At 62.6% G+C, this 18,102-nt stretch carries 20 protein-coding genes and 2 pseudogenes; 15 read left to right on the plus strand and 7 right to left on the minus strand.

Annotated features, from left to right (window positions below; genetic code table 11):
- Window positions 1-205 precede the first annotated feature (205 nt).
- The gene (locus tag ACT54B_RS10495; protein WP_476044727.1) at window positions 206-1,072 is read left to right on the plus strand and encodes a S49 family peptidase; all 867 of its coding nucleotides are present in this window, start codon (window positions 206-208) and stop codon (window positions 1,070-1,072) included.
- Window positions 1,073-1,101: 29 nt separating this feature from the next.
- Window positions 1,102-1,296: a hypothetical protein gene (locus ACT54B_RS10500; protein ID WP_476044729.1), complete on the plus strand. Its 195-nt coding sequence runs from the start codon at window positions 1,102-1,104 to the stop codon at window positions 1,294-1,296.
- 282 nt (window positions 1,297-1,578) lie between these two features.
- On the opposite strand, the gene ACT54B_RS10505 is transcribed toward ACT54B_RS10500, so the two are convergent.
- Entirely contained in the window at window positions 1,579-1,797 is a 219-nt protein-coding gene (locus ACT54B_RS10505) for a hypothetical protein (protein WP_476044731.1), read from the minus strand.
- 199 nt (window positions 1,798-1,996) lie between these two features.
- On the opposite strand from ACT54B_RS10505, the gene ACT54B_RS10510 reads away from it, so the two are divergent.
- Entirely contained in the window at window positions 1,997-2,953 is a 957-nt protein-coding gene (locus tag ACT54B_RS10510) for a glycine--tRNA ligase subunit alpha (RefSeq protein WP_476044732.1), read from the plus strand.
- A gap of 15 nt (window positions 2,954-2,968) precedes the next feature.
- On the opposite strand, the gene ACT54B_RS10515 is transcribed toward ACT54B_RS10510, so the two are convergent.
- A complete protein-coding gene (locus tag ACT54B_RS10515) occupies window positions 2,969-3,595 on the minus strand; it encodes a glutathione S-transferase family protein (RefSeq protein ID WP_476044734.1) in 627 nt (208 codons plus the stop codon).
- A 202-nt stretch (window positions 3,596-3,797) separates the two neighbouring features.
- On the opposite strand from ACT54B_RS10515, the gene ACT54B_RS10520 reads away from it, so the two are divergent.
- The 6 genes from ACT54B_RS10520 (at window position 3,798) to ACT54B_RS10545 (ending at window position 9,687) form a co-directional block, all read left to right on the plus strand.
- Window positions 3,798-4,346, plus strand: a complete 549-nt coding sequence (locus tag ACT54B_RS10520) for a LemA family protein (protein WP_476044735.1) — start codon at window positions 3,798-3,800, stop codon at window positions 4,344-4,346.
- Window positions 4,347-4,354: 8 nt separating this feature from the next.
- The gene (locus tag ACT54B_RS10525; protein ID WP_476044736.1) at window positions 4,355-6,283 is read left to right on the plus strand and encodes a DUF2207 domain-containing protein; all 1,929 of its coding nucleotides are present in this window, start codon (window positions 4,355-4,357) and stop codon (window positions 6,281-6,283) included.
- Between the two features lie 49 nt (window positions 6,284-6,332).
- Window positions 6,333-6,617: a type II toxin-antitoxin system RelE/ParE family toxin gene (locus ACT54B_RS10530; RefSeq protein WP_476044737.1), complete on the plus strand. Its 285-nt coding sequence runs from the start codon at window positions 6,333-6,335 to the stop codon at window positions 6,615-6,617.
- Window positions 6,618-6,628: 11 nt separating this feature from the next.
- The gene (locus ACT54B_RS10535) at window positions 6,629-6,928 is read left to right on the plus strand and encodes a HigA family addiction module antitoxin (protein WP_476044738.1); all 300 of its coding nucleotides are present in this window, start codon (window positions 6,629-6,631) and stop codon (window positions 6,926-6,928) included.
- A 103-nt stretch (window positions 6,929-7,031) separates the two neighbouring features.
- Entirely contained in the window at window positions 7,032-9,152 is a 2,121-nt protein-coding gene (glyS, locus tag ACT54B_RS10540) for a glycine--tRNA ligase subunit beta (RefSeq protein WP_476044740.1), read from the plus strand.
- A gap of 25 nt (window positions 9,153-9,177) precedes the next feature.
- Window positions 9,178-9,687, plus strand: a complete 510-nt coding sequence (locus ACT54B_RS10545) for a 2-thiouracil desulfurase family protein (RefSeq protein WP_476044742.1) — start codon at window positions 9,178-9,180, stop codon at window positions 9,685-9,687.
- On the opposite strand, the gene ACT54B_RS10550 is transcribed toward ACT54B_RS10545, so the two are convergent.
- Together ACT54B_RS10550 and purD are read right to left on the minus strand one after the other, a co-directional pair.
- Window positions 9,668-10,159 carry a plant virulence effector HPE1-like domain-containing protein gene (locus ACT54B_RS10550; RefSeq protein ID WP_476044743.1) on the minus strand — a complete coding sequence of 164 codons (492 nt, stop codon included), beginning with the start codon at window positions 10,157-10,159 and terminating at the stop codon, window positions 9,668-9,670. The genes ACT54B_RS10545 and ACT54B_RS10550 overlap by 20 nt on opposite strands.
- 162 nt (window positions 10,160-10,321) lie before the next feature.
- A complete protein-coding gene (purD, locus tag ACT54B_RS10555) occupies window positions 10,322-11,593 on the minus strand; it encodes a phosphoribosylamine--glycine ligase (RefSeq protein ID WP_476044744.1) in 1,272 nt (423 codons plus the stop codon).
- Between the two features lie 155 nt (window positions 11,594-11,748).
- Between purD and ACT54B_RS10560 the strand changes: the two are divergent.
- Window positions 11,749-11,928, plus strand: a pseudogene (locus tag ACT54B_RS10560) (type II toxin-antitoxin system HicA family toxin); the annotation flags it as partial.
- Window positions 11,929-11,988: 60 nt separating this feature from the next.
- Window positions 11,989-12,294 (plus strand): annotated as a pseudogene (locus ACT54B_RS10565) (type II toxin-antitoxin system HicB family antitoxin); the annotation flags it as partial.
- A 55-nt stretch (window positions 12,295-12,349) separates the two neighbouring features.
- Here the strand turns inward: ACT54B_RS10565 and ACT54B_RS10570 are convergent.
- Together ACT54B_RS10570 and ACT54B_RS10575 are read right to left on the minus strand one after the other, a co-directional pair.
- Window positions 12,350-12,787, minus strand: coding sequence for a type II toxin-antitoxin system HicB family antitoxin (locus tag ACT54B_RS10570; RefSeq protein ID WP_476044745.1), 438 nt, complete (start codon window positions 12,785-12,787; stop codon window positions 12,350-12,352).
- Complete coding sequence (locus ACT54B_RS10575; protein WP_476044747.1) at window positions 12,787-12,984, minus strand: type II toxin-antitoxin system HicA family toxin; 198 nt, start codon at window positions 12,982-12,984, stop codon at window positions 12,787-12,789. The genes ACT54B_RS10570 and ACT54B_RS10575 overlap by 1 nt, the downstream gene beginning before the upstream one ends.
- A 194-nt stretch (window positions 12,985-13,178) precedes the next feature.
- On the opposite strand from ACT54B_RS10575, the gene ACT54B_RS10580 reads away from it, so the two are divergent.
- From ACT54B_RS10580 to ubiA, 4 genes are all read left to right on the plus strand, one after another.
- Entirely contained in the window at window positions 13,179-15,482 is a 2,304-nt protein-coding gene (locus tag ACT54B_RS10580; RefSeq protein ID WP_476044749.1) for a Tex family protein, read from the plus strand.
- A 54-nt stretch (window positions 15,483-15,536) separates the two neighbouring features.
- On the plus strand, window positions 15,537-15,755 hold the full coding sequence (locus ACT54B_RS10585; RefSeq protein WP_476044751.1) for a type II toxin-antitoxin system MqsA family antitoxin: 219 nt from the start codon (window positions 15,537-15,539) through the stop codon (window positions 15,753-15,755).
- Window positions 15,756-15,811: 56 nt separating this feature from the next.
- Window positions 15,812-16,354 (plus strand): GNAT family N-acetyltransferase, encoded by a 543-nt coding sequence (locus ACT54B_RS10590; RefSeq protein ID WP_476044752.1) that lies wholly within the window; start codon window positions 15,812-15,814, stop codon window positions 16,352-16,354.
- Between the two features lie 95 nt (window positions 16,355-16,449).
- Entirely contained in the window at window positions 16,450-17,409 is a 960-nt protein-coding gene (gene ubiA, locus ACT54B_RS10595) for a 4-hydroxybenzoate octaprenyltransferase (RefSeq protein ID WP_476044753.1), read from the plus strand.
- A 60-nt stretch (window positions 17,410-17,469) separates the two neighbouring features.
- On the opposite strand, the gene ACT54B_RS10600 is transcribed toward ubiA, so the two are convergent.
- Window positions 17,470-18,036, minus strand: coding sequence for a DUF6101 family protein (locus tag ACT54B_RS10600; RefSeq protein ID WP_476044754.1), 567 nt, complete (start codon window positions 18,034-18,036; stop codon window positions 17,470-17,472).
- Window positions 18,037-18,102: the final 66 nt, after the last annotated feature.

Genomic DNA, 18,102 nt, shown 5'->3' on the forward strand with positions numbered 1-18,102 from the left:
CTTTGAATGCAAATGATAATGATTTGCAATAAGGAGTAAAGGGGCGATTTTGACAAAAGTCGATTTTGTCGGAGGAAAGAAGGCGGGCGCGCGGGAAGGGATCTTGCGTCGTCTCTCCCCGGCGCCCCATTGCGTTTCCGGGCCAAGTGCATACATCTGGTATGGCTTGCGCCCTTTTCAGCAGCGCCTATTCAGGAGTATTTCCATGTTCGGCTTTTTGAAGAAGTTTATTCCAAAGCGCTTCCGCAAAACTCACATCACCATTCCGGTCGTCGTGTTGCAGGGGGCGATCACGCCCGAAAACAGCCGCTTCCAGTCCACGCTCAATCTCTCCGGCATTGCCGAGCAGCTGGAGGATGCCTTTGAGGACAAGCAGGCTCCGGCTGTGGCGCTCGTCATCAATTCGCCGGGCGGTTCGCCCGTGCAGTCGCGGCTGATCTATCAGCGCATCCGCTCCCTGGCCGACGAGCACCGCAAGCAGGTGCTGGTTTTCGTCGAGGATGTCGCCGCGTCCGGTGGCTACATGATCGCGCTCGCCGGGGACGAGATCATCGTCGATCCCACATCCATCGTCGGTTCCATCGGCGTCGTTTCCAGCGGTTTCGGCTTTACCGGGCTGATCGAGAAGCTGGGCGTGGAGCGGCGCATCTATACGTCAGGCGAAAACAAGGTGCTGCTCGATCCTTTCCGCCCTGCAAGGCAGGACGACGTGGATTTCCTGCTCGACCTCCAGCGCGATATTCACGAGGTGTTCATCGCCATGGTCAAGGAGCGCCGCGCCGGCAAGCTGAAGGATGATCCCGATCTTTTCTCCGGCCTGTTCTGGACCGGGCGTCGCGGCATCGAGCTGGGGCTGGCCGACCGGATGGGCAGCCTGCGCGAGGTTCTGCGCGAGCGCTATGGCGACAAGACCGAGCTGGAGCTGGTGGAAGAGCGTCGCTCTTTCTTCGGCCGGCGCCTGCCGGCCATCTTCACCAAACCGCCCCGGGCCGAAGCGATCGCAGGCGCAGCGGCGCACGGGATCGTCGGTGCGGTGGATGAGCGTGCGCTCTGGGCGCGTTACGGACTTTAGCCGGGAACAGATTGGGGGAAGGATAATCCATGGCGCAGTTGATCATGCTCGCGATTCTGGTCGCGGGCTCCATTTTTCTCTACCGGCGCTTTGTCGCCGATGCCAATCGCCTGGCTGCAAAAGCCCGCCGCGAGGCGCAGGAGCGCCAGTCGGGCGCCACGGGAACGCTCGTCAAAGACCCTGATACCGGGGAGTACCGGCTGGAAACGCGGCCGGAGGACTAGGACCTTTTCGGTCTTGCGGGATCGCCGGAAAGGCACCCACGCCTTGTTTTCATCTTTCCGCTCGGAAAACCTGTGACCACAGGTTTCCCGGCAACGCTCTTCATCGACCCGCCTTCATTGTTTCAGGGCCATGCCGCCGTGCCGATGGTGCGGGGAATGAGACTGGCCGTGCCCCATCCCCCGCGCAGGCTTGCAAAACAGACGTTCTGAAATTCGGCCAGAAATATAATTTTCCCGCAAATGCCTTCGTTTCGTTATGAAACATAATAGATCCATTGCGGGTCAAATTGCTCCGTAATGAAAAGGGTATTCGTTTTGTAATATAATCTCTCCCCGCTCCCTTCTTGCTGTTTTTCTAAAAGCAAACTCATAAAGGCGATGAAAGAAATACATTAGAATTTTAGACATGTTGATTTTTGCGAAAATTCGTTCACCAATCTGGACTTGAAATTGCTGGAATCTGGCTCTCTCTCCTGTCTTTGATGCCTGTTTCAGCGTCATGCACGCGATTCTGCCGCATCGGGCCGGCGCATCTGTGTCATCCGGGGACAGGGCGGTTCCGTGCTCTGCCTTCGGGGCCGCGCGCATGCCTGCCCGTCACGGCCGATGGGCGGAGCGGAGCCTTGGCGGCAAACGGCTTGACGCTCGGGCCTTGCCGTGGCACCTCTCCGGCCAAATTCAGTTTGAGCGGATATGACCGATGGCCGACCTTCCCGACCACATGAACCCCAAGCGTTCGTTCCAGGCGCTGATCCTGACGCTCCATTCCTATTGGGCGGACAAGGGTTGCGCGGTTCTGCAGCCCTATGACATGGAAGTGGGTGCGGGGACCTTCCATCCGGCCACGACGCTCCGGGCGCTGGGTCCCAAGCCCTGGCGCGCGGCCTATGTGCAGCCCTCCCGCCGTCCGTCCGACGGCCGCTATGGCGAAAATCCGAACCGCCTCCAGCATTATTACCAGTATCAGGTCATCCTGAAGCCCAATCCGTCCAACCTGCAGGAGCTTTATCTCGGCTCGCTGGAAGCGATCGGCCTCGATCCGCTTCTGCACGATATCCGCTTCGTCGAGGATGACTGGGAAAGCCCGACACTCGGCGCCTGGGGTCTCGGCTGGGAATGCTGGTGCGACGGCATGGAAGTCTCGCAGTTCACCTATTTCCAGCAGGTCTGCGGCATCGAATGTTCGCCGGTCTCGGGCGAACTGACCTATGGTCTCGAGCGCCTCGCCATGTATGTGCAAGGCGTCGACAATGTCTATGACCTGAACTTCAACGGCCGCGAGGGCGACGAGAAGATCAGCTATGGCGATGTCTTCCTGCAGGCCGAGCAGGAATATTCCCGCCACAACTTCGAATTCGCCAATACCGAAATGCTGCACCGCCATTTCATCGATGCGGAAAAGGAGTGCCAGGCCCTTCTCGCCGCCGGTGCGGCCGGTGCAAACGAGAACCAGCGCCTGCACAAATGCGTCTTCCCGGCCTATGACCAGTGCATCAAGGCGTCCCACGTGTTCAACCTGCTCGATGCCCGCGGAGTCATCTCGGTTACCGAGCGTCAGGCCTATATCCTCAGGGTACGCACCCTTGCGAAAGCGTGCGGCGAGGCCTTCCTGCTGACGGAAGCGGGCGGAGTGAACATCGCCCGCGACGCGGCCTGAGAGCGGTGCACCGGTTCAGGCCGGTGCCGCAAAAGCCTGGGAAATCTCCTGCATGACGGGCAAGGCCTCCATCCGCTGATGGAAGGCCAGCAGCGCGGGATAAAGCCCGGGATCGAGCAGTCCCGGATGCACGTCATCTGTAAAGCGAACGGCAACGGCCACCGCCACATCCTGATGCCCCGGCGCACTGCCGAAGAAATACGGCCCTTCAAGCGCCGCAGCGAGCCGGTTCAGCTCGGCGGCGGCCGAATGGATCTGCATGCGGCAGCGGTCCGACCAGCTTTCCGAAACCTTCTCGTGCAGGCGCTTTTCATAGAACAGGCTGACGGATTTTTCCGCCAGTCCCATGCCCAGCGACGCGACCTTCAGCGCGCGGCGGCGTTCCGGTTCCCGCGCGGGAAAGAGCCGCTTTTCCTCCGGCACCCGGCTGTCCAGATAATCCAGCATCATGTGGCTTTCGATGATGACGTCGCCATCGTCCAGGACCAGCACCGGAACCTTGGTCACCGGATTATAGGTCCGCACCGCCTCCGCATCGCCGAATACGGACCAGGGCCGATGCTCGAAATCCAGACCGTAAAGCTTCAGCGCCACGCCGACGCGCCGCACGAAGGGTGAATCATATTGTCCGATAAGGATCATCGCCGCGGCCTCCCTCTGCTTGTCCCCGCATGATAGTGAGCCCAGCCGGAGGTTGAAAAGGCACCCCTTGCCGGAAAGACGGCGATGACCGCTGAATTCTTCTCACAGCGCTGTTTGAAGGGCTTCAACCCCGATTGTGCAGTGATGACAACCGGAATGTTAAACGATAGTCTCCCACACGAATTCCGGCTTGGAGGGCAGCATGTATTTCCTGATCGTCATCGCCATCATCGCGGTCATTGCCGTGATGCTCTACAACGGACTGGTCAAGTCCCGCCAGATGGCGGAGGAAGCCTGGTCCGGCATCGATGTCCAGCTGAAGCGCCGCAGCGATCTCATTCCCAACCTGATCGAGACCGTGAAGGGCTATGCCGCCCATGAAAAATCCACGCTTGACGAGGTCATTGCCCGGCGTAACCAGGCCCAGGCCGTCCCTGCGGGCGACGTCGCGGCCCGCGGCCAGGCCGAAGGGCTTCTCACCCAGGCGCTCGGCCGGGTCATCGCGCTGGCCGAGGCCTATCCCGATCTCAAGGCCAACGACAATTTCGCCCAGCTCCAGACCTCGCTGGAGACCATCGAGGCCGACCTCCAGATGGCCCGGCGCTATTACAACGGCGCGTCGCGCGATCTGAACACCAAGGTCGAGAGCTTCCCCTCGAACCTCATCGCCCGCCAGTTCGGGTTCCAGAAGCGCGCCTATTTCGAAATCACCAACGAAGCGGACCGGCAAGTGCCGCAGGTCAAGTTCTGAAGGGTCCGATGCGCTCCTGGCTATCCCGACTTGCGCTTGGCGCCGTCCTTTTTCTCCAGGCCGCGGCCGGCGCCGCTGCGGAGGAGGTGATCTCCCGTTTTCATGCGGATATCGCGGTTTCCGCCTCCGGCGAGATGGAGGTGACGGAAACCATCGCGGTGAATGCCGAAGGCGTCAACATCCGCCACGGCATATTCCGGGATTTCCCGCTGACCTTCCGGGATGCCGAGGGGCGCATCGCCCACGTGGATTTCACGCTGGAGGAGGTACGGCGCGACGGAGAGTCCGAGCCCTATCATACGGAAGACATTTTGGGCGGCATCCGCATCTATGCGGGTTCGGCCGAGACCACCGTTTCGCCCGGACCGCATGTCTATGAATTCCGTTACCGTACCGACCGGCAGATCCGTTTCTTCGAGGATCACGACGAACTGTACTGGAACGTCACCGGCAATGGCTGGCTCTTCCCGATGCAGGCAGCAACGGCCCATGTGGTCATGCCGGGGCCCATTCCCGCCGGCGGCGTGACCTACTATACCGGCCCACAGGGCTCCACCGCGCAGAATGCCCGCATTCTGAAAATAGAGGCCACCACGGTCGACATCGCGACGACCGCGCCGCTCGGCAGCGAAGAGGGGCTGACCATTGTCGTGGCGCAGCCCAAGGGCGCCATTGCCGCGCCCACTGCCACCGATACGGGCTATTGGTTCCTCAAGGACAATCTGGGCGCCCTTATCGGCTGGGCGGGCTTTGCCGGGGTCTTTGCCTGGTATCTCTCCAGCTGGTCCAAGGTGGGCCGGGATCCCGCAGCCGGCGTCATGGTTCCTCGCTGGGATCCACCCGGAAAACTGTCGCCCGCTCTCATCAACTACGTCGACAACAAGGGCTTTTCCGGCGAGGGATGGACGGCCGTCTCCGCATCGGCGCTCAACCTGGCGGTCGAAGGCTATGTCACGCTCGAGGATCTGGACAAGTCGATCACGATCCGCCGCACCGACAAGCCGTTGTCGGGCAATCTTGCCAAAGGCGAGGACGTGCTGCTGGCCGCCGTGGAGGATGCGGGCGGCAGCTTCGTGGTCGACAAGGCGAACGGGACGAAGGTTCAGTCGCTCGGCAAGCGGTTCCGTTCCGCCATCGAGAGCGAGCATCGCAACAAGTATTATGTCCACAACAGCGGCTATGTCCTTGCGGGCGTTGCCGCCAGCATCCTTGTGCTTCTGGCTGCCTTCTATTTCGCCCATGTGAGCGAAGATATCATCGGCCTCGGCTTCGCCATGGTGATGATCTCGGTCGTGGGCGGCGGCATGATTGCCGCGTTCGGGCGCATGCTGGTCAAAAGCCGCTCGCTGCTGGGAAAGATCATCTCCGTCGTGGTTCTCGGCTTCGTCGGCTTCGTGGCGCTGGTGATCCTCTCCATCATCGTTCTGGCCGGTATGGAAAGCGTTTCCGGGCTGGGCGGCATGGCGCTGGTGGCTGCCGCCGGGGCGATCGTGCTGCTCAACATCCTGTTCTTCTTCCTGATGGGCGCGCCAACCCCGCTCGGTCGCGAATTGATGGACGGGGTCGAAGGGTTCCGCACCTATATGACCCTTGCAGAAAAGGACCGGCTGAACCTGCTCGGCGCGCCCACCATGTCGCCGAGCCATTACGAGACGCTGCTGCCCTATGCGGTGGCGCTCGGCGTGGAAAAGCCGTGGAGCGAAAGCTTCGAACGCTGGCTGACCGTCGCCGCCGCAGCGGGCGCGGCCAGCGCCGCCTATCAACCCGCCTGGTATGCCGGCCACGCCTTCGACAGCGGCCGCCTCAGCCGGTTCCCGTCCTCCATGGCCAGCACCATCGCCTCCACGCTGCCCCAGCCCCAGTCCTCCAGCTCATCCGGCTTTTCCGGCGGGTCCTCCGGCGGCGGGGGCGGCGGTGGCGGAGGAGGTGGGTGGTAGAATTTGACACTCTTTATGTATCGTGTCATGATACATAAAGAGGGGTCGCATGACGATCAGGTCTTTTCGCGGTGGCAGAACGGAAGCGGTAGGCCGGGGGGAGGTCCCGAAAGGGTTTCAACCGGATATTGCCCGGTCGGCGTTGCGGAAGCTCGTCATGATCGACAGTGCCGTGAGGCTTGAGGATTTGCGCTCGCCGCCGGGCAATCGACTGGAAGCGCTAAAGGGTGATCGCGCCGGTCAACATTCCATTCGTATCAACGACCAGTGGCGGATCGTGTTCCGCTGGGTCGATGGCGGCGCGGAAGACGTGGAAATCGTAGATTACCACTAGGAGGATGTTCGATGGGGATTTTGGCGCTGGCACCGGTTCATCCCGGCGAAATTCTCAAGCAGGAATTTCTGGAACCCTTGGGCATGAGTGCCGGTCAGCTGGCCCGCAAGCTGCATGTGCCCCGAACCCGTATCGAAAGACTCGTTGCGGAAGTATCCCCGGTGACCGTGGACACGGCATTAAGGTTCGCCCGATATTTCGGAACGTCTCCGGAATTTTGGATGAATCTCCAGACACGCTATGATCTGACATTGCGGGCGAAGGTCATGCAGGCCGAACTCGATGAGATTCGCGCACGCGACGTCGCATAAAGCGCCCCTCCCGTATTTCCCTGCAATCGCTTGATGACATTTCAGCGCTCACTTGCTAGAGCCCGTCAGCACGTTTTGTCGATAACCGGATCCGTTATTTCCCATGCCCGATCTTCTCATCGAACTCCGCTCCGAGGAAATTCCTGCCCGCCTGCAGCGCAAGGCCGCCGGCGATCTGAAGAAGCTGGTCACGGACCAGCTGGTGGAAGCGGGTCTGACCTATGAGGGCGCGCGCGAATACTGGACGCCGCGCCGCCTGACGCTGGACATTCGCGGGCTCACCGCCCGTTCCGCCGATGTGCGGGAGGAAAAGAAGGGACCGCGCACCGATGCGAACGAGAAGGCCATCGAGGGCTTCCTGCGCTCGGCCGGTCTTTCCTCTGTCGCGGAAGCCGAGATCCAGAGCGATCCGAAAAAGGGCGATTTCTACATGGCGGTGATCAGCCGGCCGGGCCGCCCGGCGGAAGAGATCGTGGCTTCGATCATGCCGGGCATCATTCGCGATTTTCCCTGGCCGAAGCCGATGCGCTCGGGCGCGGCCTCCGCACGGCCCGGCTCCCTGCGCTGGGTGCGCCCGCTGCAGTCGATCGTCTGCCTCTTCGGCCCGGAACATGACGAAACCGTCGTCATTCCCTTTGAGGTGGATGGCATCGTCGCCGGAAACGTCACCTACGGCCACCGCTTCCATGCGCCGGATGCCATCACCGTCAAGCGCTTCGGCGACTATGTGTCGAGCCTCGAAAAGGCGAAGGTCATCCTCGATGCGGAGCGCCGCAAACAGATCATCGCCCATGATGCCGCCAATCTTGCCTTTGCCAACGGACTGGAGCTGGTGGAGGACGAAGGCCTGCTGGAGGAAGTCTCCGGCCTCGTCGAATGGCCGCAGGTGCTGCTCGGCACCTTCGAGGAAGACTATCTGGCAATCCCGGCCGAAATCATCCGGCTGACGATCAAGACCAATCAGAAGTGCTTCGTCACCCGCAAGGCTGGCGCGACCGATGGCAGCCTGTCCAACCATTTTGTCCTTGTCTCGAATATCGAGGCGAAGGATGGCGGCAAGGAAATCATCCATGGCAACGGCAAGGTCGTGCGCGCGCGCCTGTCCGATGCCAAGCATTTCTGGAACCGCGACCAGCACGACCTGCCCGATCTCGAGACGCTGAAGGCCTCCGCCGCGCGGTTCGGTCTCGATCTGGCAAAGCCGCTCGACCAGCGCATGGCGAAGCTCGATGCCCTCAACGTCACCTTCCATGCCAAGCTCGGCACGCAGGGGGCGCGTGTCGAACGGATCCGCGCCATCGCCGCCCGGCTGGCCCCCGTTCTGGGCGCCGATGCTGCCCTTGTCGACCGGGCCGTGGTTCTCGCCAAGGCGGATCTGCGGACCGAAGCCGTCGGCGAGTTCCCGGAGCTGCAGGGCGTCATGGGCCGCAAATATGCGCTCCTGCAGGGAGAACATGCGGATGTGGCCGCGGCCATCGAGGATCACTGGAAGCCGCAGGGCCCGGCCGATCGCCTGCCCGAAGGCAAGGTCGGCCTGACCGTCGCGCTGGCTGACAAGCTGGACACGCTGACCGGCTTCTGGGCCATCGACGAAAAGCCGACCGGCTCCAAGGACCCCTATGCGCTGCGCCGTGCGGCGCTTGGCGTGGTGCGCATGATCCTGGAAAAGGGGATCCGCCTGCCGCTCTCCACGATGATTTCCGATCCGGATCTTATTTCCTTCTTCCACGATCGCCTGAAGGTCTATCTGCGCGAACAGGGCGCCCGCCACGACCTGATCGACGCGGTGCTGACCCCTGACGCCGACGACCTGCTGATGGTCGCCCGTCGGGTGGAAGCGCTGACTGCGTTCATCACCTCCGAGGATGGCCGGAACCTGCTGGCCGGCACCAAGCGCGCGACCCAGCTGCTGGCCGCCGAAGAGAAGAAGGGAACCGTCATTGCCGACGGCATTTCCGAGGATCTGCTGAAGCTCGACGCGGAAAAGGCGCTCTTCACCGCTATCCGTCAGGCCTCCGCCGATGCGGCCAATGCGGTGGCGACGGAAGATTTCCGCTCTGCCATGACGGCGCTTTCCACCCTGCGCGGCCCGGTCGACCGGTTCTTTACCGACGTGCTCGTCAATGACGAGGATGCGGCGATCCGCGCAAACCGTCTGGCGCTGCTTTCGCTCATTCGCTCCGCGACCGGCACGGTTGCGGATTTCTCCAAGATCACCGGATGATGTGAGACTGGGGGGCTGGACCGGCATGAGCGGCAAGATCCTCGTCAGCGCCTGTCTTCTCGGCCAGCCGGTCCGCTATGACGGAAAAGGCAAGGCGTTTCTTCATCCGCTGCTCGAAAGTTGGCGGGCGGAGGGGCGCCTTGTGTCCTTTTGCCCCGAGGTTTCGGCCGGCATGCCGGTGCCTCGTCCTCCGGCGGAAATTTCGGACGGTCTTTCAGGAGAAGATGTGCTGGCCGGCCGCGCCCGCGTGATCGATCTCACCGGTGCCGATCTGACCGAGGCGTTTCTGGTTGCAGCGGAGCAGGCGAGGGAAACCGCCGAGCGCCATGGCTGCCGCCATGCCCTCCTCATCGACGGAAGCCCGTCCTGCGGCTCTCTGTCGATTTACGATGGCAGTTTTTCCGGCCGCAAGCTGGCCGGAAACGGCGTCACGGCTGCGCTGCTGGCGCGGTCGGGCATCCGGGTCTATTCGCCCGTTGCCATCGAAGATCTTGAAAAGGCGTTGTCGTCCGGCCTCAATCCGCCCGGAGCGTAAACGAGGACGTGTCGAGCGGCTTGGGCGCAGGCGGCGTGCCGCCCATATCTGCGGAGACCGGGGTCATGGGCTTGTCTTCGATCCGGACAGCACCGACGGCCGCCGTCGTGGAGGTCATGTCGATCCCGTCACCCTTCAGGGCCTGATTGCCCGGCGGGTTGCCCAAGGCGGCAATGTCTTCCTTCGTGGCCAGCGAAACGAAGGTCACGGGAGAGCCGCCCGCCCATGCATCGGTGCGGAAAATCTTCTGCTCGCCATTGACCAGTTTCAGCTCGACCTTCTGCTCGCCAGGCTTCAGGGCCGGAACGGCATAGGCATCCTTTCGTGGCTCAGGCGGCGGGCAATCCGTGCAGCCGATCCGGATGATGCTGTCGACGGCGGTGCCTTTCGGCAGACCCTTGATGGCATCGACGGAGCCGGCATGGGCCGCGCCAGCAAGGCTTGAAAGAACGAGAGCAGGGATCAGGCGCATGGGATCGTTCCCGTGATCTGGAAGACGTTAAGGAAACCCTAGCGGCCTTTTCTTTCGATCCCCTGATAAAAGACGGTAAATTTTGCCTTAAATGCTTGAGGCCGTGCCGGCAAAAGCGGCAATTCTCGCCGCTTGCCGCCGCTCGCGCAGTCGCGGGCGACCTCAGTCGCGCTCGCGCTCGACCGCCCGCCAGCCGATGTCGCGCCGGCAGAAGCCGCCGGTCCACTCAACCTGATCCACCATCGCATAGGCCTTCGCCTGCGCTTCGGACACCGTTTTGCCGCGCGCCGTCACGTTCAGAACCCGGCCGCCCGTCGCCGTCAGAACCTCGCCGGATTTCGCCGTGCCCGCGTGGAATACCTTGGTGTCGAGCCCTTCTGCGGGAAGATGGCTGATCAGGCTTCCCTTCTCGTAAGCTCCCGGATAGCCCTTCGCCGCCATGACCACGGTGAGCGCCGCATCGTCCAGCCATTCGGCCTTCACCTGGTCGAGCGTGCCCGTGGCGCAGGCATGCAGCATCGGCAGGAGATCGGAGGCGAGCCGCATCATCAGCACCTGGCATTCCGGATCGCCGAAGCGGACATTGTACTCGATGAGTTCGGGGCCTTTGGCGGTGATCATCAGCCCGGCGAAGAACACACCCTGGAAGGGATGGCCCATCTCCGCCATGCCGCGGATCGTGGGTTCGATGATCTCCTTCATGGTGCGCTCGATCAGTGCAGGCGTCATGACCGGGGCAGGCGAATAGGCGCCCATGCCGCCGGTATTGGGGCCGGTATCGCCATCGCCGACCCGCTTGTGATCCTGCGCGGTCGCCAGCGCCAGCGCGGTCTTGCCGTCCGAAAGGCAGAAGAAACTCGCTTCCTCGCCATCGAGGAAGGCTTCCACCACCACCTCCGCGCCGGCCGCCCCGAAGGCGCCCTCGAAGCAGTCATCGATGGCGGCGAGCGCCTCATCCACCGTCATCGCCACCGTCACGCCCTTGCCGGCGGCAAGCCCATCCGCCTTGATGACGATGGGCGCGCCCTGCTGGCGCACATAGGCCTTGGCCTTCGGTGCATTGTTGAACCGCTGATAGGCGCCGGTCGGGATGTCGTAGCGGGCGCAGAGATCCTTGGTGAAACCCTTGGAGCCCTCCAGCTGGGCGGCGGCGGCGGACGGCCCGAAACAGGCGATGCCCGCCCCTCGCAGGCTGTCGGCGAGGCCTGCGACCAGCGGCGCCTCCGGCCCGACCACCACGAATTCGATCCCCATCAGCCGGCAGAAATCGATGACCGCCTTGTGATCGTCGATATCGAGCTTCACCAGCTCCGCATGATCCGCAATCCCCGGATTGCCCGGTGCGGCAAAAAGCTTGGTCAGCAGGGGAGACTGGGAAAGCTTCCAGGCCAGCGCATGCTCGCGTCCACCCGAACCGATCAAAAGAACCTTCATGGATCGTCTCCTCTGCCTGCTGCCTCTGCGCCACGGGGTTTATCGTGCAGGACGGAAAGTGCAAGCTTCTTGCCACAAATTTATAAATGCAGTAACTTCTAAAATAATGGAAGTCTTGCATTCCTGGAGGCGGAGCGACATAGTGGAGCGGCCCGGTGCGTAGCGCGGTTGTCATCGCCTATCTCAAGCGAAAGGGATGGAGAATTTGCGGCCAGAAGGGCAGCCACGTTCAACTTGAGCATGCGCAGCACGCAGGCAAGGTTACCGTGCCGCATCCGAAACAGGACATACCGGTCGGTACGTTGCATTCTATCTGGAAGCAGGCAGGCCTGAAATGGCCCCCGGATTTGGAGCACCGAGGCATGGACGTGGTGGGCCTTGTTCATCGTGAAAACGCGGTTTACGGCGTTTCTTTCCCTGACCTGCTCGGTTGCGTCTCTGCCGCTGACAGTTACGCAGAGATGCTTAAGATGGGAGCGGAAGCACTTACCTTCCACCTTGAAGCCATGGTTGAAGACGGCGATCCCATACCTGTGTTTCGTTCTCTGCCGGAGCTCGAAAATGCCCCACACGTCGAAGCCTTGTTTGCGGGGTCGGAGTGTGCCGCCATCTTCTCGGTGCAAGTGGACGGGCACGGGGTGTGCGTTCGTGTCGAGGCTGACCATGTGCCCCTCACGCGGCGGCATGATGCTGCAGAGTGAAGGGAGCAGCCATAACTGCCCACGGTGAGGTCTAATGCATCTGAGACTGTTCGCCTCAAGCCGCCGCATCCGCTTTCGGGATGCGGATTTCCACGGGCGAGCCCAACGCCCGGAAAGCGTGCAGAATCGTCTCGATATGGGTGTTGTGATCCAGTCTCAGCAGCCGGTCGACCTGTTCCCGATGGGCAAGCTGCATCAGCCGCTGAAGATCGGCTCGGCTAAGGCCGCGCCGGCGAAGCGTCATGTAGAGGGTGGCCTTCAGCTCGACCATGACCGGCAGTTCGATACAGTCGGTTGACCCGCAATGGGCCGAGGGGGCGGGGATATCCTCCCGATGCGCCATGCGGGCGGCAATCGCTTCCTCGATGGCATCCCGTCCGTGGCGAAGCGCTTCCTCGTGCGTTTCGCCGAAGCTCACGACTTCAGGAAAATCCCTTGACCGGACGAGAAGCGCATCGCCATCCGGCTCAAGGGTCAGCGCATAATAGCCCATCAGATTTCTCCCTCCAGTCCGAGATCCTTGAGGATTGCCCTGACAAGGCCCTTGCCGAGGTCCTTCCCCGAGCCATGCATTGGCAACTGGGTCTTGCGGCCTCTGTAGAGCACGGTCAGATGTCCGCTACCGCCCCGATGGTTTTCGAAGGTGCAGCCCTTGGCCTTGAGAAGTCGCTTCAATTCACTGGCATTCATTCTATGCTGCCTGGCAATCGAGGATAAGTCAACAGATGTGTGTAATTTAATTTGTGATTTCTAAATAAATAAAAAGCATGAAACTCTTTCCCATTCAATCATCCCCAGCCTTCGCCGGCACTGGCCTTGCCATGCCGCAATCGGGCACTATGGTCCGCCACCTGCATTTGAAGCTTCGAGTCGGAGAGTGACCCATGAACGAGCGCGTCCTTGCCACGCTGATTGCCGCCGAGATCAAGGCGCGGCCCGAGCAGGTGGAAGCCGCCGTCGGCCTGATCGACGAGGGTGCGACGATCCCCTTCATCGCCCGCTACCGCAAGGAAGTGACCGGCGGCCTGGATGACACGCAGCTGCGCACGCTCTCCGAGCGGCTGATCTATCTGCGCGAGCTTTCCGCCCGCCGCGCCTCGATCATCGAGAGCATCAACGGGCAGGGCAAGATGACCGACGATCTTCTGAAGAAGATCAATGCCGTCACGACCAAGGCGGAGCTGGAAGATCTCTACCTGCCCTACAAGCCGAAGCGCCGAACCAAGGCGGAAATCGCCCGCGAGCGCGGTCTCGGGCCGCTCGCCGAAGCGCTCATGGCCGACCGCAAGACCGATCCGCAGGCGCTCGCCGCCACCTACATCACCGCCGATGTGCCGGATATCAAGACGGCGCTCGAAGGCGCGCGGGATATCGTCGCCGAAGGGATGACGGAGAATGCCGACCTCCTGAAGCGGCTGCGCGAGCACATGATGGCCAATGCCGTGCTGAAATCCCGCGTGGTGGACGGCAAGCAGGAAGCGGGGGCGAAATTCTCCGACTATTTCGAGCATACGGAAAGCTGGGCGAAGGTCGCCGGTCACCGGGCGCTTGCCATGCTGCGTGGCTGGAACGAGGAGGTGCTGACGCTTTCCATCGCGGTCGACGAGGAGGATACGTCCCCGGTCAAGCCTGCCGAGCGCATCATCCAGTCCGCCTATGGCATCACCCGTTCGGGCGCGGCCGACAACTGGCTGGCGGATGTGGCGGGCTGGTGCTGGCGGGTGAAGCTCTCGGCCTCGCTCTCGCTCGATCTCATGCGGATGATGCGCGAGCGCGCCGAGGAGGAGGCGATCCATGTTTTCGCTCGCAACCTGAAGGACTTGCTGCTGGCCGCACCCGCGGGCTCGCGCCCCGCCATGGGGCTCGATCCCGGCATCCGCACGGGCGTCAAGGTGGCGGTCGTCGACGGCACGGGCAAGCTGCTCGATACGGCAACCGTCTATCCCTTCCAGCCGAAGAACGACCTGCGCGGCGCGCAGATGGAAGTGGCCCGCCTCATCCGCAAGCATGGCGTGGAGCTGATTGCCATCGGCAACGGCACGGCCAGCCGCGAGACGGAAAAGATGGTCGCCGACCTGCTTGCCGAGCTTCCGGCGCCGAAGCCCACCAAGGTGATCGTGTCGGAAGCAGGCGCCTCGGTCTATTCGGCGTCCGAATTGGCGGCTGCCGAGTTTCCCGGCCTCGATGTGTCGCTGCGCGGCGCGGTCTCCATTGCCCGCCGCCTGCAAGATCCGCTGGCCGAACTGGTCAAGATCGAACCGAAATCCATCGGCGTCGGCCAGTATCAGCACGATGTCGACCAGTCGAAACTCTCCCGTTCGCTGGATGCGGTGGTGGAAGATGCGGTGAATGCCGTCGGCGTCGATCTCAACACAGCGTCTGCCCCGCTGCTCGCCCGCGTCTCCGGCCTCAGCAATGCGATTGCCGAATCCATCGTCGCCTATCGGGATCAGTCCGGCGCCTTTGCCACCCGCAAGGAATTGCTGAAGGTTCCGCGCCTCGGGCCGCGCGCCTTCCAGCAGGCCGCAGGTTTCTTGCGCATTCCCGACGGCAAGGAGCCGCTCGATGCCTCCGCCGTCCATCCGGAAGCCTATGATGTGGCGAAGAAGATCGTCGCCGCCTGCGGGCGCGATATCCGCAGCCTGATGGGCGACAGCGCGGCGCTGAAGAGCCTCGATCCGAAGCGCTTCGTCGACGACACCTTCGGCCTGCCGACGGTGAAGGACATCCTCTCGGAACTGGAAAAGCCCGGCCGCGACCCGCGCCCGAGCTTCAAGACCGCCACCTTTGCCGACGGCGTCAACGAGATCACCGACCTGAAGCCCGGCATGCTGCTCGAAGGGACCGTCACCAATGTGGCCGCCTTCGGCGCCTTCGTCGATATCGGCGTGCATCAGGATGGCCTCGTGCACGTTTCGCAGCTGGCCGACCGTTTCGTGAAGGACCCGCACGAGGTGGTAAAGGCCGGCGATGTGGTGAAGGTGCGCGTGGTGGAAGTGGATGTGAAGCGCAAGCGCATCGGCCTCTCCATGCGCCGCGACGAACAGGCCGCCCCCGTCTCCCGCGAGGCGAAAGGCGCCCCGGCTCCCCGTTTCGATGCCCGCCACGCACAAAAAGGCCCGGCGAAGCCGCAGTCTTCCATGGGCGGATTGGGCGCGGCACTGGCCGAGGCGATGCGAAAAAAATGATTTTCTAATTTAGATAATTCATGATATAATCGTGTCGTTCGAGGAGCCTGGATCATGAAATGCCCTTGCTGCGGTGCTGCCGACCTCGTGCACGATACACGGAGCATCGCTCTGGAGTTTCAAGGTCAGATGACGACGATCCCGGACGTGGTCGGCGACGTCTGTCCGTCTTGCGGTGAGGTTCTGTTGGATGCCGCGAGCGGCAACCGCTACAACGCCCTTGCTCACGCCTTCGAGGAAACGGTACGAAAGAGGAGGGTAATGGCGGGTTGATGCCGGTAAGGCACACCGCCCCGCCCTGGCTGCCATCATCCGGGGGAAGGAGCGTCATGCAGGCGAAAAATGCCGAAATACGAACGTCTCGCCTCAGCCTCTCGCCCTGCACGCCTGCGGATCGCGACGATTTCATCGCGCTTGAGCGGGATGCCGATGTGATGCATTTCCTGAATGGTGGCCCGGTCGATCACGCGACCATCGATCCGGATCGCGCCGGTTTTCTCATGCCCCGTGGCAGCGAGACCTATGTCTGGACCGCGCGGCAGGCAAGCGACGGCGCCTTTCTCGGCTGGTTCTGCCTTTACCCCGAAACAGATCGCCTTGCCGAGCTTGGCTATCGGCTTGCCCGGCACGGCTGGGGTAAAGGTTATGCGACTGAAGGGGCCGCCGCCCTGGTGCGCTGGGGCTTCGACGCCTGTGCCTACGAGGCGGTCGTGGCCTGCACCATGGCGGTCAATCACGCGTCCCGGCGGGTGATGGAAAAGATCGGCATGCGGCATGTCCGCACCGAGTTCCCCGAATTTGCGGTCCCTCTTCCGGGAGCCGATGAGGGCGAGGTCTGGTATGAAGTGCTGCGGGGAGAGCGGGGATCCTGATAAAACGGGGGAGGGATCGGGCAATGGTCCCTGCTTGACCCCCGCCCGCTTCCGGCCTATCGCACTGGCAAAATTCCAAAGCCGGTGAAAGCAGCATGAGCATGAACCTCGACGCCAATAATCGCGTGGCGGATGCGCCGTCGGACAACTGGGTTTACCGGCTTCTGCCACCGGCGGCCTGGCCCTATGCGCAGCTCGCCCGCTGGGACCGGCCGATCGGCTGGCAATTGCTGCTCTGGCCCTGCCTGTGGTCTTCTGCGCTTGCCTTCCATGCGGCGGGGGAGGGTGGTCTGACGGCTCTTGCCACCATGATCTGGCACATGCTGCTTTTCACCGTCGGGGCCATCGCCATGCGGGGGGCGGGCTGCACCTACAACGATCTGGTCGATCATGACATCGATGCGCAGGTGGCGCGCACCCGCTCGCGGCCGCTGCCCTCGGGCCGGGTCAGCCGCTCGGAAGCCAAGCAGTTCATTGCCGCGCAGGCATTTGTCGGCCTTCTGGTCCTGATCCAGTTCAACTGGTTCTCGATCCTGCTCGGCATCTCCTCGCTCGTGATTGTCGCGGCCTATCCCTTCGCCAAGCGGGTGACCGACTGGCCGCAGGCGGTGCTGGGCCTTGCTTTTTCCTGGGGCGCGCTGATGGGCTGGGCGGCGGTGTTCGGCACGCTGTCGGCCGCGCCGATCTTCCTCTACCTGGCCTCGATTGCCTGGACGATCGGCTATGACACGATCTACGCCCACCAGGACAAGGAAGACGACGAGCTGGTCGGCGTTCGCTCCACCGCCCGCCTGTTCGGGGAGAGGACGCAAGGCTGGCTCGGCCGTCTCTATGGCGCCACGCTGGTGCTAATGGTCATCGCCTTTGCCCTTGCCGGGTCCGGCTGGCTGGCCTTCATCGGCCTTGCCGTTGCGGCAGTGCTGTTCGGCTGGCAGATCCTCACCCTCAACATCCGTAACGGCCAGGAATGCCTGGAGCTGTTCCGGTTGAACGGGCGGGTGGGCGCGATCATCTTTGCCGGCCTCTTTCTTCAGGCGCTTTGGAGCCTGTCCTGAAACGGGAAAAGCCAGCGCAGGGACGCTGGCTTTCTGCCGGAGGTGAAAAGGAACTGGAAATCAGCTTCTGGCGATGATCTCGCGGCCATCGATCTTCAGCATCAGGCCCAGATTGCCGGTGGATCGGCGCACCAGGAAACGGGGTCGGCGTTCTGCAAAATAGGAGTGGCGGCGGCGCGGCTTTACGGGCTTGGCGCGCACGTCGCCGATATGTTCCTCGAGCGGCCTTGCGACCCCGTCGGCCTCCACCATCAGCATGGGAATGCGGAAGGCATCGGACCAGCTGCGCCAATCGGCGGCGATATCGCAGAGATCGTGCGCGACGAGCAGCGGAATGCACAGCTCCGGGTCCTCGTGATGCAGTTCCAGCGTCACCGTTACGCCGCCATCGCCGTGATCGATGGCCCGGGCAGCCACACCCTGGAAGGCGCGGGCCGGCAGGGCGATGGACAGCGGCAGGCCGCTGCCGGGGAGGATCTTCTTGAGAATGGCACCGCGGGCATCGATGGTGATCGAAACGTCGCCGGCCGAACCCTGCATGGAAAGGTTCAGCTGTTGCGGGATCCGGGCCGGGTCAAGGCGGAGTGCGGCTCCGGCCCAGCGCGGCTTCATAACCGAGTTCGTCATTGTGCATTTCCCTTGTTTTACCTGAGAGCCGGTTTCCGGTCTTCTCCGGGACGTTTTCCGTCCTCT

Source organism: Gellertiella sp. DMC107 (genome assembly GCF_056313605.1).